Below are 13274 nucleotides of genomic sequence, written 5' to 3' on the forward strand. Positions count from 1 at the left end.
GGTACGCGATGGTCAGTGAACCCGACGAGCAGCCCACACGGTCGGACCGCCTCTTCACCGGCGGGGAGCGACCGTACGACCCCGAGGACCTCGTGATGGTGACCGGCCACGACCCGACTCCGGAGCGGATCGAGAAGGCCCGGAAGCTCATGGAGAAGGAGGGCCCGCAGGTCATCGAGCGCTACCTGCCGTAGCGACGGCACCGCACCCGAGGACTGCCGCAACCGCCCCCGGCCCCGCCGGGGGCGTCCCCGCAATCCCAGCCCCCGCCGGCACGTTCTCAGCCCCGCCGACACAACCCCAGCCCCGCCGGCACGACCCCAGCCCCGCCGGCGTTTGAGGCGCGGGGGCTCGGGGGCAGCGCCCCCGCAGCGACGCCGCACCCGCCCCACTGCCCAGCTACGCCGCAGGCCACGGCACGGACGGCAGCGGAGCCGCCCGCAGGGCCACGGCTCCGGCCGACCTCGCCAGCGCCTCCGTATGCGCAGCCCGCGCATGATCCAGAACATCGGCAGCCCGCGCAGCGACCCGCGCGGCGGGATGCCAGCCCAGCAGGTGCCGCCAGACGAGCGGGGTCCCGGCGAGGGGCCGCGTGACCACCCCCGGGGTCACCGGGAACGTGGCCCGGCACAGTCCGACCGCCCGCCCCACCTGCACCAGGTGCACGCACGACGCCGTGTCCGTCTCGTAGACGCAGGCAGGCGTGAACCCGGCCCGCACGCAGGCCGCGGCGAAGCAGTCGCCGAAACACCCGTCGCCGGGGACGTCCGTCCACGCCTCGGCGGCCAGCTCGGCCAGCTCGATCCCGGTACGCGGGGCCAGGGCGAGGGGATGGTCCTCGGCCAGCATCACGTACACCGGGTCGCGCGCCACCTCCATCCAGGCCAGGCGCCCCGGCTCGGGCGGCGCGCTCTCCCCGCAGACCCCGACCATCGCGAAGTCCAGGCGGCCCTCGGCGACGCCGGCGGCGACCTCCTTCTCCGACCAGGAGGTGTACGTGGTCACGGGCACTCCGGGTTCCTGGTGGGCGAGCCGGTCCACGAGCCCGCCGAGCAGCGGTCCGTGCGTACCGCCGAGCCGGTAGCCGTGCGCCCCCTGGCGGGCGAACCGCCGGGCGTCCTCCTGCAGCTCGCACACGGCGGGCAGCAGCACCCGGGCCCGCTCCAGCACCAGCTCACCGAGCGCGGTGGCCCGTACGCCGTCGCGCCCCCGCAGGAACAGCGTCCCGCCCAGCGCCCGCTCGATGCGCTTGAGCTGCGTACTGAGCGCGGGCTGCGCGAGGCCGAGCGCGGTGGCGGCCCGCGTCAGGCTCCCGGCGTCGGCGACGGCCCTGACGATCTTGAGGTGCCTCAGCTCCAGATCCATACGACGAGCTTGGTCCAGACCTGTGGGCATGCGCTACGGGTCGGGCGCATCCAGAATCGTTAATGCTCGTTAGCCGCAAGGGGGACACGACCCTAAGGACAGGAAAATGCACGCACTCGATGTCGACTGGGACCACCCCACCGACCCGCGACCCGGCCCGCGGCTCGACCACGTACGCGCCTACGTGAGCACCGCGGGAGCCGACGGGCACCTCTGGCACGGAGTCCGCACCCTCCTGCTGACCACGCTCGACCGCGCCAGCGGCCGCGCCGTCCGCACCCCGCTGATCTACGCCGAGGACGCCGGCCGCCACATCGTCCTGGCCTCCGCCTACGGCGCCCCGGACCACCCCCGCTGGTACCGGAACCTCACCGCCCACCCGGAAGTCCGCCTCCAGGTCGGCGCCGCCACCTTCACAGCGCGGGCGCGCACCGCCACGCCCCTGGAACGGGAGGTGTACTGGGAGATGATGACGGCCCTGTGGCCCCCGTTCGAGGACGACCGCGCTGCGGCCCGGCCCCGCGAGATCCCGCTGGTGATCCTGGAGCGCGTGAGCTGAGCCCTCCCGCGCGCAAAGGTCAGGTTCAGGGGCAAGGGCAGGGTCAGGTTCAAGGTCAGAGCGTGGCCGCGGCGACCGCGCTGTACGTGCGCCCGCCCGCGACGAAGTCGCCCAGCGGGACCATGCCGAAGCCGTCGACGTGCACCTTCCAGGACGGCACGTTCCCCGCCTCGATGAAGGCGACCACGGCGTCGGCGCGCTCCGAGGCCGCCGCCACCGCCATGGTGAACAGCGCCCGGGCCACACCACGCCCCCGGTACGCGGCGGCGACCACGACCGGCCCGTAGAGCAGCCACCGCGCCTCGGCCAGCGGGCGCCCCTGCCACTCCAGCGCCTCCTGGGCCTGGAGCAGGCCCGCGACCGGCGGCGAGGGGTCGGCCAGAGCCGCGGGCGCCGAGAGCGCGAGCAGCCCGGCGATCCGGCCCCCGTCATCCGCGACCAGCAGCTCCCGCGCACCGGCCATCGCCCGCAGCACGCCGACGTCGAAGCGGCCCTGCACGAAACCCTGTTCCGCCCGCTGCCGTTCCGTCAGCGCGTCGTGGTGGTTGGCGGCGAAGAGCTCAGCCATGGCGGGCGCATCGGCCTCGGTGGCGTACCGGTACTCCATCCCGCGATCGTGCCACGCCCCCACGGCCGGACCGTGCCGCCCACACCGGGGCCTACGGGTGACAGGGGGGCACTGTTGAACACGTTCAATGTTCTGGCAGTATGGCTCCGGCGAACCTGCCGGAACAGCGGAAATGCGATTCCGTCTGCCCTCGCGACGGGTTGCCGCGAGACCGGAGGTGGGCACGACATGGGCCTGATCCTGATCATCCTCGCCCTGATAGTCGCCTTCGCGCTCGCCCTCGTGGGCCTGGCCGTGATCCTCACGGCGAGCGCGGCCCTGGGCCTCGCGACGGCCGCGGTGAGCCGCAAGCTGCCGCTCTGGGCCAGGATCACCCTGCTGCTGACCCTTGCCGCCGCACCGGCGGCGGCTCTGGTGAGCACCCTGGACATCGCGACCGTCTGGCAGCTGGCCGTCTGGGCGCTGCCGTTCCTCACGACGGTCGCCTCAGGAGCCGTCTGGCTCGCCTTCGAAGCCGCCAGGCGCCGCACCCCCAGGCTCCCGAAGCCGGCCTGGCCGGCCCGCCACGCACCGGCCGCCGGTCACTGAGGACGCGCCACTCACCCGTGGTCGTACACGGTCACTTCCACGTCGCGCGCACACAACGCCCGGGTGATCAGCGGCTCGATACGCGACCACGTACCGCCCGCGAGCCCGCACCCGATGCGCGGCATGTGCACACTCGCCCCGAGCTCAAGCGCATGGCCGGCGAGCGCGGTGAGGCACCTCTCCACGGCGTCGTAACGAATGGGCGGACCCCCGCTCCCGGTCCGGATGCCGCGCTGGCCGACCATGTTGGCCACCCATATGTCGGGCTTCACCCGCACCACTTGCACGGCGCCCAGCCCGAAGTCGTTCCCGCTGCGCCCCCGATGCCAGGCCCGGAACTCGGCCTCGGGCTCGCCCCACCGCTTCGAAACGGCCAGCACGAAGCCCTTCCCCCACCCCCCGAGGTCGTTGCAGACATGCGCGATGACCTTGGGCCCCTTGGCCTGGGGACTCGTCGCATCCCCGGCAATGATCCTGAGCGGCTTCACGCCTCGAACGGTACGCGCCACCACTGACAAGGGCGGGGTCGGAAGGGTGCGGCGGGGGTGTGGGTAGTCGGGAGCCACTTGATCGGAATCAGGGATGTGTATGGGGGTTTCCCGTCAGTCCCATCGTCCCTCCGTGTCGGGCCGGTCCCTCAAGGGCGCTCCCTTCGGTCGCGTCGCTTCGCGATGTCGCTGCGCTCCACCCTTGACCGACCGTCCCGCCCCGGAGAAACGAAAGACTGCCGGGAAGCCCCCAAAGGAACGGGCCGGGGGATGCTTTCCAGGGACGGGCACATCAGGGACCTTCGGGTGGGTCGGGCACAAAGAGCCATGACCGAGAGACGGGGCCCATCACAGACCAGGGCCCGTGTCGGGGGAAGCGCATCCGATCGCTACGCGCTTCTCATCTCTCAGCGTCGCCAGACCGTCTGGGGCTGGACATAGGCCGCCCACGGTCTGGGTCCCGCGCTCGCTGTGCGTCCGACGACCGTCCTGGGCTGGACATAGGCCGCCCTAGATCGCTGCGCGCTTCTCCCTGACCGCGTCCGACGGCCGGTAGGGGCCCACACCTCGGCTATTCCGTCGTGGAGCCGGGTCAACGCGAGCATCACCCCACAAGCTCACGGACAGATAGGGGCAATTAGGGCAATCTGTCGGCCTTTCTGACCACCCACCCGCACCGACCCGCATCCACGACGACATAGCCGCAGTCCCACCCCTCCTCACCCCGGTCAGCCGTCAGACGCCCCACACACACACGAGCAGCACCTACGGGTCGTGGGCGGCCTATGTCCAGCCCAAGACGGGATGGAGACGCTGAGAGATGAGAAGCGCGTAGCGATCGGACGCGCTTCCCCCGACACGGGCCCTGCTCTGGATGGGCCCCGCCTCTCGGACGTGCCAGCCGGGATCTCCCTGGGCATCTCTGGCCGCCCCGTCCCTGGAAAGGATCCCCCGGCTCGTTCCTTTGGGGGCTTCCCGGCAGTCTTTCGTTTCTCCGGGGCGGGACGGTCGGTCAAGGGTGGCCGCAGGCCATCACGCAGTGACGCGACGAAGGAGCGCCCTTGAGGGACCGGCCCGACACGGAGGGACGATGGGACTGACGGGAAACCCCCATACGCCACTCTGATGCCGCCCGAGCAGATCCCGACTACCCACACCCCCGCCCCACCCTCCCGACCCCGCCCGACCAGCCGGCTCTCCCGCCCCCCGCCCCCCTCAGAGGTACTCGCGGGCGAACTCCACCGCCCATTCCACCGCCGCCAGGGGGACGCTGCCCGAGTGGGGGTCGATGGCGAGGCGGGCCGATTCCCAGTCCTGGTCGTGTTCGCGGAAGATCGCGAAGCGGGCCTCCTCCAGGACTCCTTCCGGCCTGACCAGGAACTCGATCGCCCGGTCGTCGCCATCCGTGCCGACCGTGGCGATCTCCATGTCACCGACTACGAAAACCACTGTCCCGCGCTCCTCAGTTGCCGCTGTACACGTACACCAGCAGGACGGACCCGATACAGATCGCCCCTGCCGCCATGCAGGCGCCCGCCACCGCGACGACGGCCGCGCCGACCCGTTCGGTGCGCCGGCGGTGGTCCGCCGGCTTCCACTCGCCCTGGTTCATGCACCCAGCCTCCGTCGCGGCGCCGGCGCCCACATGAGTGCACGTACTCATCCGGGGTACTCATGCGGCCTACCCGGTCGCTCCCGATCCAGCCGGCCACCTGGGGTGACGAGCGCAACACCAGGTGCTCGCACTCGCCCGCGCCCCACTCGATCCGCAGGCCGGAACGTGGGCGCGGCCCGGGATTCCAAGGGGGGACCACTTCCCCACCCACGCATTGCCCGAAGTGGGACAAATTACCCCTCGGGCCTCTCTTCGAAAACACACGTCAAGCGCGCACCCGGGCCCGTAAGCTCCCGTCATGCAGGTGATCCAGTCAACCAAACTCGCCAATGTCTGTTACGAGATCCGCGGCCCCGTGCTCGAAGAGGCGATGCGGCTCGAAGCAGCAGGTCATCGCATCCTCAAGCTCAACACGGGCAACCCCGCGGCCTTCGGCTTCGAGTGCCCTCCGGAGATCCTTGAGGACATGCTCCGCAACCTGGGCACCGCCCACGGTTACGGTGACGCGAAGGGGCTGCTCTCCGCGCGCCGCGCGGTCATGCAGCACTACCAGACCAAGGGCATCGACCTGGACGTCGAGGACATCTACCTCGGCAACGGCGTCTCCGAGCTGATCCAGATGTCGATGCAGGCGCTGCTCGACGACGGCGACGAGGTCCTGGTCCCCGCGCCGGACTACCCGCTGTGGACCGCCTCCGTGTCCCTCGCCGGCGGCACGGCCGTGCACTACCGCTGCGACGAGCAGGCCGACTGGATGCCCGACCTCGCCGACATCGAGCGCAAGGTCACCGATCGCACCAAGGCGATCGTCATCATCAACCCGAACAACCCGACCGGTGCCGTCTACGACGAAGAGATGCTGCGCGGGCTGACGGACATCGCGCGCCGCCACAACCTGGTCGTCTGCTCGGACGAGATCTACGACCGGATCCTGTACGACGGCACCGTGCACCACAACACCGCCGCCATCGCTCCGGACCTGCTGACGCTGACGTTCAACGGCCTCTCGAAGAACTACCGCGTCGCCGGCTACCGGGCCGGCTGGATGGCGGTCTGCGGCCCCAAGAAGCACGCCACCTGCTACATCGAGGGCCTCACGATCCTCGCGAACATGCGCCTGTGCGCGAACATGCCCTCGCAGTACGCCGTAGCCACCGCGCTCGGCGGCCGGCAGTCGATCGAGGACCTGGTCCTGCCCGGTGGGCGGATCCTGGAACAGCGCAACGTCGCGTACGACCTGCTCACCCAGATCCCCGGCGTCACCTGTGTGAAGCCGAAGGGCGCGCTGTACGCCTTCCCGCGGCTGGACCCGTCCGTCTACAAGATCAAGGACGACCGGCAGATGGTCCTGGACCTGCTGCGGGCCGAGAAGATCATGGTGGTGCACGGCACGGGCTTCAACTGGCCCGAGCCCGACCACTTCCGGATCGTGACCCTGCCGAACGCCAAGGATCTGGCCGATGCCGTGACCCGGATCGGGAACTTCCTCGACGGCTACAGCCAGCTGTAGCGGCGCACGGTGTGCCTCGTCGGCGTCCAGTCGGCGAGACACACCCCCCAACAACAGGATTCAGCTCAACTTTAGAACCAATCCAATGTAGGATGGTCTCCTGACCACGCAGGAGGCCACCTCATGTACGAGCCGATCCGCACGAAGCCGGTCGTCCACCGCATGGGCGCCACTCCGGCCGACTACCCGCACAGCAGCCGCGGCGAAGCGCTGGACATCCAGCTCGCCGGCCACCTCGCGGCCCTGCTCGCCGTCACCGACGAGCTCGGGCTCGACGAAGGTGCCGCCGAGATCGCCGCCCAGGTCGCACGACTGCGCGGGGCCCTGCCCGCCCGTGCGCCGCGCCACTCCGCCGAGGACGCCGCCGCGCTGCACCAGCGCGCCCACGACCTCGCCGCCCGCGCGCTCCTCGTCGCCGCGTCCCGCGCCGACACCACCGTCGCGATCCTCGCCGCCGAGCGCATGGACGCGCACGCCGCCGCCCTGAAGTCCCCGGACCTGGCCGGCGCCCTCTAGACGGCCCCGGTCCGGGGCCGCGGAGGCTCCGGACCGGGTGCCACGTTCCTTGCGCGAGGGCCCGCTGCAGGGGCGGAAATTGGACAGAATCCGGTGCTCCGAACACGATGAGGGCTGAAAAGACGCGGTTGCACGGGGGAGGCCGCTCCACATGGTCATCTCCTCCACTCCGCTTCGTCCCCGTTCGAGCATTCTGGAGAGATTCGCCCATGAGCTTCGGCGACCCGAACAACCCCTACGGCCAGCAGCCCCCGCAGGGTCAGCCCGGCTACCCGCAGCAGGCCCCGCAGGGCGTGCCTCCGCAGTACGGCTACCCGCAGCAGCCCCCGCAGGGCGGCGCCCCGCAGTACGGCTACCCGCAGCAGGCGCCGCCGCCGTACGGCGCATACCCGCCGCCGGGGATGCACGCGCCGGGCATGCCGGGCTCGGGGATGCCGCCGCTGGCCCACTGGGGTCTGCGCGTGGGCGCCACCCTGCTCGACGGGCTGATCATCGCGGGCCCGATGTACGCGCTGGCGGGTGTCGGCGCGGCCATCGCCAGCGATGAGACGACCGAGGCGATCGCCGGAGTCCTCGGCCTGATCGGCACGCTGTACGCCATCGGCATGTTCTTCTTCCAGATCTACCGGGAAGGCACCGCCGGCCAGACGTTCGGCAAGAAGATCGTCGGCATCAGCGTGCACCGCGAACACGACGGGGCCACGCTCGGCTTCGGCATGGCGTTCGTCCGCAAGCTGGCGCACTTCCTCGACGGCGCCGCCTGCTACATCGGCTACCTGTGGCCGCTGTGGGACGAGAAGAAGCAGACCTTCGCCGACAAGGTGTGCAGCACCGTCGTCATCAAGGTGAACAAGAACGGCTGATCGCCCCACGGTGAGGACCGGTGGCGACTCCCTGCGCGACCCCTCATGGGTCGTCGCTAGGCCGTCGGCGCGAACTCCGCGCCGGCGACCCCGCACCAGGGCACCGTCGCCACCGGCCACACCGGGCCGACCGCCTCCCCGTACTCGGTCGCGCCCGGGGCCACGCCCGGGATCTTCACCAGCGCCTGCGCGGCCCGCCCCTGCGGGTCCGCTTCGGCACTGTCGCGGAACTCCACCGTGACGACGTACGCGCCGGGGCCCTCGGCCCGCCCCGTCGCCTCCACGGCGGCCACCACCCGGCGGCTGGCCGGATCGATTCGGCACCCCGTGACCCGTACGTCCTCCACCGCCGCCCGCGGTGGCGCCTGCGGCGGATCGCCGCCGCTCGCCCACACGTACAGACCCAGCGGGGCGAACACCAGCAGCCCGGCCACCGTCACCAGGCCGACCAGCCAGCCCTGCCATTTCAACGTGCTCACGCCCATGCCCCGATCCTCCCGGGCCGCCGCCCCGCCCACCAGCACCCGAGGGCTCACACAGCATTTCGAAGTGGGACCGCCTGGACACCTGACGTTCATTCAAATCGGCGCGGAATGTGGGTTTCCGCGAGCACTCTGCACCCGTGAGACGCATCCTAGGAATCGTCCTGGGCCTCCTCCTGATCGGCGGCGTGCTCTACGTCGTCGCATTCCAGGCGCAGGATCACCCAGAAACCACGGCAACGAAGACCGTGCGTGGCGTCATCGGCTCGGAGAAGTCCGAATTCTTCCGCGACCCCGACGTCGTCAAGGCCCTTGCCGCCAAGGGCTACACCGTCAAGACGGAGACCTCGGGCTCCTGGGCGATGGACCAGCTCGCCCTCAAGGAGTTCGACTTCGCCTTCCCCAGCAGCAGTGAACCCGCCAAGGAGGTCGCGGCCGCCGCCGGGCTCAAGGGGGCCCAGGAGACCAAGCCGTTCTTCTCCCCCCTCGTCGTCATCGCCCGCCCCGGCGCGGCCGAGGTGCTGGCCGCCAACGGCCTCGCCAGGATGACCGGCAAGAGCTCCGGGACCCTGCTCATGGGTCCCTTCCTCAAGGCCTCCGGCGAGGACCGCACCTGGCAGCAGCTGTCCGGCTCCGCGGCCCACGCCGAGCTGACCGGCACGGTGTTCGTCAAGACCACCGACCCGTCGTCCTCCAACTCCGGCGCCCTCTTCCTCGCCGCCACGTCCAACGTGGCGAACGGCAACACCGTGGTCGCCGACGACGCCGGCATCGCCCGCACCGCGCCGCTGATGCGCAAGCTGATCTCCGTCCAGGGCGCGCTGGAGCCCAGCACCGACGACCCCTTCCGGGCCTTCATCAGCGGCAGCGGCGAACCGCTGATCCTGGTGTACGAGTCCCAGGTGGCCTCGCTGCTGATGCAGAAGCAGGATCCGGGCGACATGGTCGTGCTCTACCCGGACACCACCGTCAACTCGGCGCACACCTTCGTGCCGCTGACCGAGCAGGCGAGGGAGCTGGGCACCCTCCTCGCCACCGATCCGAAGCTGCGCGAACTGGCCGTGCTCCGCGGGTTCCGCCCGCAGGAGGGCGTGGCCGAGTTCGCCGCGGCGACGGCCCCGCACACCGCCTACCTCAACACGGGGCTGACCGGCATCCGCCAGGTCGGCACACCCACCGTCAAGATCCTGATGGCGCTGGCCCAGCGCGCCAAGGGCCAGGGGGACACGCCATGACACTGACACCGCCCGAGGACACGTCCTTCCACCTGAGTCCTCCGGAGCCTGTCGCCCCCGTACGCAGGGAGCAGGCCGCCGGGCTGGTCCCGCTGCAGGACGGCGTCCGCGAGGAGATGGCCCGCCGGGCCGGGGAGTACGTCGGCTCGCTCGCCGCGATCGACGCCCGCTCCCCCGAGTTCGCGCAGCGCATCGGCGAGATAGCCGGCCTCGGCCAGGCCGACATCCGCAGTGCCGCCCAGCAGTCCAACCGGATGCTGGAGCGGGCCGTGCGCTCGCTGGGCGCGGACGGCGGCGGCGACGCCCAGGCCCGTGTCGCCGGCTCCCTGGTGGAGCTGCGGCGCACGGTCGAGGACCTCGACCCGCGGGACACGCCCGCCAAGGGGGCCCGCAAGCTGCTCGCGAAGCTGCCCGGCGGCAACAAGTTCCGCGACCACGTGGCGAAGTACGCCTCCTCGCAGGCCACCCTCAACAAGATCGTGGGCTCGCTGCGCAGCGGCCAGGACGAGCTGCGCCGCGACAACGCGGCCCTGCACACCGAGCGCTCGCGCCTGTGGGAGACGATGGGCAAGCTCCAGGAGTACGCCGTCCTGACCGAGGCCCTGGACAGCGCCGTCGAGCAGCGGGTCGCCGAGGCGGAGCACACCGATCCGGGTGCGGCGGACGCGCTGCGCGCGGACGTGCTCTTCCCGGTCCGGCAGAAGCACCAGGACCTGCTGACGCAGCTGGCCGTCTGTGCGCAGGGCTACCTGGCGATGGACGTGGTCCGGCGCAGCAACGACGAGCTGATCAAGGGCGTCGACCGGGCCGCCACCACCACCGTGTCCGCGCTGCGGATCGCCGTGATGCTGGCCTCGGCCCTCGACAGCCAGCGCAAGGTGATCGAGCAGGTCAACGCTCTGAAGGGGACCACCGAGGAGCTGATCCGGGGCAACGCGGAGATGCTGTCCACGCAGAGCGGCGAGATCCAGCGGATCGCGGCCGATCCGGCGGTGGGCGCGGAGACGCTGCGGACGGCGTTCGCGCAGATCTACAAGACGCTGGACGCGATCGACACGTTCAAGGTGCAGGCGACGGAGAACATGGCGGCGACGGTGGAGTCGCTGGCCGGGGAGCTGCAGAGCGCGTCGGCGTACCTCGCGCGGACGCGGACCGCCGGTGCGCTCGACGGGGGTGCGCGGTGAGCGCGGCCGGGCGGGTACGGACGGGCGTCGCGTTCGCGCTCGCCCTCGCCGTGCTCACGGCGGCGACGGCCTGCACCTCCGAGGGGGCGGCCGGGCCGGCGGAGACGGCCTACAAGGAGGGCACGCTGCGGGTGCTGGCCTCCAGTGAGCTCAGCGACATGGAACCCGTGCTGAAGGCCGCGAAGGCCGCCACCGGGGTCACGGTGAAGCTCACCTGGTCCGGGACGCTGGACGCGGCCGAGCAGGTCGCCTCCGGGCAGGCCGACGGCAAGTACGACGCGATCTGGCTCTCCTCCAACGACTATCTGCGGCTGCGGCCGGAGGCGGCCGGGAAGCTCTCCAGCGAGACCTCGGTGATGTCCTCGTCCGTCGCCCTCGGCGTGAAGCCGCAGGCGCTGGCCAGGCTCGGCTGGAAGCCTGAGGAGGTCACCTGGCCGGCGGTGCACGAGGCCGTCGCCGCCGGGAAGCTGACGTACGGGATGACGGATCCGGTGCGCTCCAACTCCGGTTTCTCGGCGCTGGTGTCGGTGGCCTCGGGGCTGTCGGGCGCGCAGGCGGCGCTGAGCGACGCGGACGTGAAGGCGGCCACGCCCCGGCTGAAGGAGTTCTTCACCGGGCAGAAGCTGACGTCGGGCTCCTCGGGCTGGCTCGTCACCGCGTACGGCAAGCGCGGGGACGTGGACGCGCTGGTGAACTACGAGTCGGTGCTGTTGTCCATGAACCGGGACGCGAAGGACGCCGGGGGTCCGCTGACGGTGATCCGGCCGCGCGACGGTGTGGTCACCGCCCACTATCCGCTGACGCTGCTGACCTCGGCCCCGGCCGGGGCGCGTGACGCGGGGCGGGCGCTCACGGAGTACCTGCGGGGCCCGGAGGCGCAGAAAGCGATCACCGAGCAGACCTTCCGCCGTCCGGTCGCGGCCGGGGTGGCGCCGGCGGCCGGGCTGGACGCCGAGAAGCGGCGCGAGCTGCCCTTCCCGGGTTCGCGGTCGGTCGCCGACGGGCTGCTGGCCTCGTACGAGAACGAGCTGCGCCGGCCCTCGCGGACGGTGTACGTGCTGGACACCTCGGGTTCGATGAGCGAGGAGGACCGGATCGGGCGGCTGAAGTCGGCGCTCACCGATCTGACGGGCTCGGGGAGTTCGGGCACCGGGCAGCGGTTCCGGGACCGCGAGGAGGTGACGCTGCTGCCCTTCGGGTCCAAGGTGAAGAAGGTGCGCACCCACGTCGTCGAGCCCGGCAATCCGGCTCCGGCCCTGGATGCGATCCGGGGGGACGTGAAGTCGCTGGAGCCGGACGGGGGTACGGCGGTCTACGGGAGTCTGGAGGCGGCGTACCAACACCTCGGCCAGGGTGGCGGGGACGCGTTCACCTCGATCGTGCTGATGACGGACGGCGAGAACACCGAGGGTGTCGGGGCGAAGCACTTCGACTCCTTCTACGCGGCCCTGCCGCCGGCGCAGAAGCAGACGCCCGTCTTCGCGGTGCTGTTCGGCGACTCGGACCGCAAGGAACTCACCCACATCACCGAACTGACCGGCGGGCGGCTCTTCGACGCCACCGGCGGGAAAGGTTCGCTGGCCGGAGCCTTCGAGGAGATCCGTGGCTACCAGTAGGACGGCCCGGGGCCTGAAGTACCTGGAGTCGAAGAAGAACCTGGCCGGCTCCGCCTGTGGCGTGGCCGGCCTGGCCCTCACCCTCGCCGGGGTGGCCGGTGCGTACTGGCCGGTGGTGGTCGCCGGGCTGTACGGGGCGGGCGCGCTGATCGCACCGCCGGAGCGGACGGCGCCGCCGCCGTTCGATCCGCGGGAGGAGCTCGGCGTACTGCGCGAGGACTTCGGGCGGCTGCGGGAGTACGTCGCCGGGGTGGAGCTGCCGTCGGGGGCCGGGGAGGCCCTCGCGGAACTGCTGGAGCTGTACGGGGCGCTGCTGGAGCCGGGGTGGGTCGCCGATGTGCTGGTCACCGATCCGGAGGCGGTGCACGCGGTGTCGCGGGCGGTCCGGCAGGACGTGCCGGAGAGTGTGGACGCGTACAACCGGACCCGCTGGTGGAGCCGGATGACGCCGGGCGGGGAGTCGCCGGAGCGGCACCTGGAGCGGCAGTTGGGGCTCCTGCGCGAGGAGGCGCAACGCGTAACGGCGGGCCTCCACGAGGTGGAGGCCCGCCGTCAGCAGACGCACACGGCCTACCTGGAGGAGCGCGGACGCTCCTGACGGGACAGGCCGGTGCTGCGGTGGGCGCCGCTTGGTCGGGGGCTCCCACAGCGGTGGGACGCCGCTTGGTCGGGGGCTCCCACGTTC

16 protein-coding genes are annotated in these 13274 nt (G+C 71.5%); 10 read left to right on the plus strand and 6 right to left on the minus strand.

Translation table 11 applies throughout. The annotated features are described in order from the left end of the window. Positions 1 to 8: 8 nt before the first annotated feature. The gene (locus KO717_RS13665; protein WP_030013293.1) at positions 9 to 194 is read left to right on the plus strand and encodes a hypothetical protein; all 186 of its coding nucleotides are present in this window, start codon (positions 9 to 11) and stop codon (positions 192 to 194) included. 205 nt (positions 195 to 399) lie between these two features. Here the strand turns inward: KO717_RS13665 and KO717_RS13670 are convergent, their stop codons facing one another. Further along, positions 400 to 1365 carry a LysR family transcriptional regulator gene (locus KO717_RS13670; protein WP_301366973.1) on the minus strand — a complete coding sequence of 322 codons (966 nt, stop codon included), beginning with the start codon at positions 1363 to 1365 and terminating at the stop codon, positions 400 to 402. 106 nt (positions 1366 to 1471) lie between these two features. On the opposite strand from KO717_RS13670, the gene KO717_RS13675 reads away from it, so the two are divergent. Beyond that, positions 1472 to 1924 carry a nitroreductase/quinone reductase family protein gene (locus KO717_RS13675; RefSeq protein WP_301366974.1) on the plus strand — a complete coding sequence of 151 codons (453 nt, stop codon included), beginning with the start codon at positions 1472 to 1474 and terminating at the stop codon, positions 1922 to 1924. A gap of 55 nt (positions 1925 to 1979) precedes the next feature. Here the strand turns inward: KO717_RS13675 and KO717_RS13680 are convergent, their stop codons facing one another. After that, a complete protein-coding gene (locus KO717_RS13680) occupies positions 1980 to 2531 on the minus strand; it encodes a GNAT family N-acetyltransferase (protein WP_301366975.1) in 552 nt (183 codons plus the stop codon). A gap of 189 nt (positions 2532 to 2720) precedes the next feature. Here KO717_RS13680 and KO717_RS13685 point away from each other — a divergent pair, with 189 nt between their 5' ends. Further along, the gene (locus KO717_RS13685) at positions 2721 to 3080 is read left to right on the plus strand and encodes a hypothetical protein (RefSeq protein ID WP_301366976.1); all 360 of its coding nucleotides are present in this window, start codon (positions 2721 to 2723) and stop codon (positions 3078 to 3080) included. Positions 3081 to 3091: 11 nt separating this feature from the next. On the opposite strand, the gene KO717_RS13690 is transcribed toward KO717_RS13685, so the two are convergent. The 3 genes from KO717_RS13690 to KO717_RS13700 form a co-directional block, all read right to left on the minus strand. Then, entirely contained in the window at positions 3092 to 3568 is a 477-nt protein-coding gene (locus KO717_RS13690; RefSeq protein WP_301366977.1) for a macro domain-containing protein, read from the minus strand. 1215 nt (positions 3569 to 4783) lie between these two features. Beyond that, complete coding sequence (locus tag KO717_RS13695; protein WP_266353139.1) at positions 4784 to 5017, minus strand: hypothetical protein; 234 nt, start codon at positions 5015 to 5017, stop codon at positions 4784 to 4786. A 13-nt stretch (positions 5018 to 5030) separates the two neighbouring features. Beyond that, positions 5031 to 5180, minus strand: coding sequence for a hypothetical protein (locus KO717_RS13700; RefSeq protein WP_301366978.1), 150 nt, complete (start codon positions 5178 to 5180; stop codon positions 5031 to 5033). Positions 5181 to 5481: 301 nt separating this feature from the next. On the opposite strand from KO717_RS13700, the gene KO717_RS13705 reads away from it, so the two are divergent. From KO717_RS13705 to KO717_RS13715, 3 genes are all read left to right on the plus strand, one after another. Then, positions 5482 to 6693 carry a pyridoxal phosphate-dependent aminotransferase gene (locus KO717_RS13705; protein WP_301366979.1) on the plus strand — a complete coding sequence of 404 codons (1212 nt, stop codon included), beginning with the start codon at positions 5482 to 5484 and terminating at the stop codon, positions 6691 to 6693. 123 nt (positions 6694 to 6816) lie between these two features. Continuing rightward, positions 6817 to 7209 carry a hypothetical protein gene (locus KO717_RS13710; protein WP_301366980.1) on the plus strand — a complete coding sequence of 131 codons (393 nt, stop codon included), beginning with the start codon at positions 6817 to 6819 and terminating at the stop codon, positions 7207 to 7209. 209 nt (positions 7210 to 7418) lie between these two features. Beyond that, positions 7419 to 8072: an RDD family protein gene (locus tag KO717_RS13715; protein WP_301366981.1), complete on the plus strand. Its 654-nt coding sequence runs from the start codon at positions 7419 to 7421 to the stop codon at positions 8070 to 8072. A gap of 56 nt (positions 8073 to 8128) precedes the next feature. Here KO717_RS13715 and KO717_RS13720 read toward each other — a convergent pair whose 3' ends face one another. Continuing rightward, positions 8129 to 8551, minus strand: coding sequence for a hypothetical protein (locus KO717_RS13720; protein ID WP_301366982.1), 423 nt, complete (start codon positions 8549 to 8551; stop codon positions 8129 to 8131). 143 nt (positions 8552 to 8694) lie between these two features. Between KO717_RS13720 and KO717_RS13725 the strand changes: the two genes are divergently transcribed. Genes KO717_RS13725 through KO717_RS13740 form a run of 4 tightly spaced genes read left to right on the plus strand, consistent with a single transcriptional unit; the run spans position 8695 to position 13187 of the window. After that, complete coding sequence (locus KO717_RS13725) at positions 8695 to 9789, plus strand: substrate-binding domain-containing protein (protein ID WP_301366983.1); 1095 nt, start codon at positions 8695 to 8697, stop codon at positions 9787 to 9789. Then, positions 9786 to 10973 carry a toxic anion resistance protein gene (locus KO717_RS13730; protein ID WP_301366984.1) on the plus strand — a complete coding sequence of 396 codons (1188 nt, stop codon included), beginning with the start codon at positions 9786 to 9788 and terminating at the stop codon, positions 10971 to 10973. The genes KO717_RS13725 and KO717_RS13730 overlap by 4 nt, the downstream gene beginning before the upstream one ends. After that, a complete protein-coding gene (locus KO717_RS13735; protein WP_301366985.1) occupies positions 10970 to 12589 on the plus strand; it encodes a substrate-binding and vWA domain-containing protein in 1620 nt (539 codons plus the stop codon). The genes KO717_RS13730 and KO717_RS13735 overlap by 4 nt, the downstream gene beginning before the upstream one ends. Continuing rightward, complete coding sequence (locus tag KO717_RS13740; RefSeq protein WP_301366986.1) at positions 12576 to 13187, plus strand: hypothetical protein; 612 nt, start codon at positions 12576 to 12578, stop codon at positions 13185 to 13187. Before KO717_RS13735 ends, KO717_RS13740 begins: the two co-directional genes overlap by 14 nt. The last annotated feature ends 87 nt before the right edge of the window (positions 13188 to 13274 follow it).

It is taken from the genome of Streptomyces xanthophaeus, assembly GCF_030440515.1.
GTDB classification, from domain to species: domain Bacteria; phylum Actinomycetota; class Actinomycetes; order Streptomycetales; family Streptomycetaceae; genus Streptomyces; species Streptomyces kutzneri.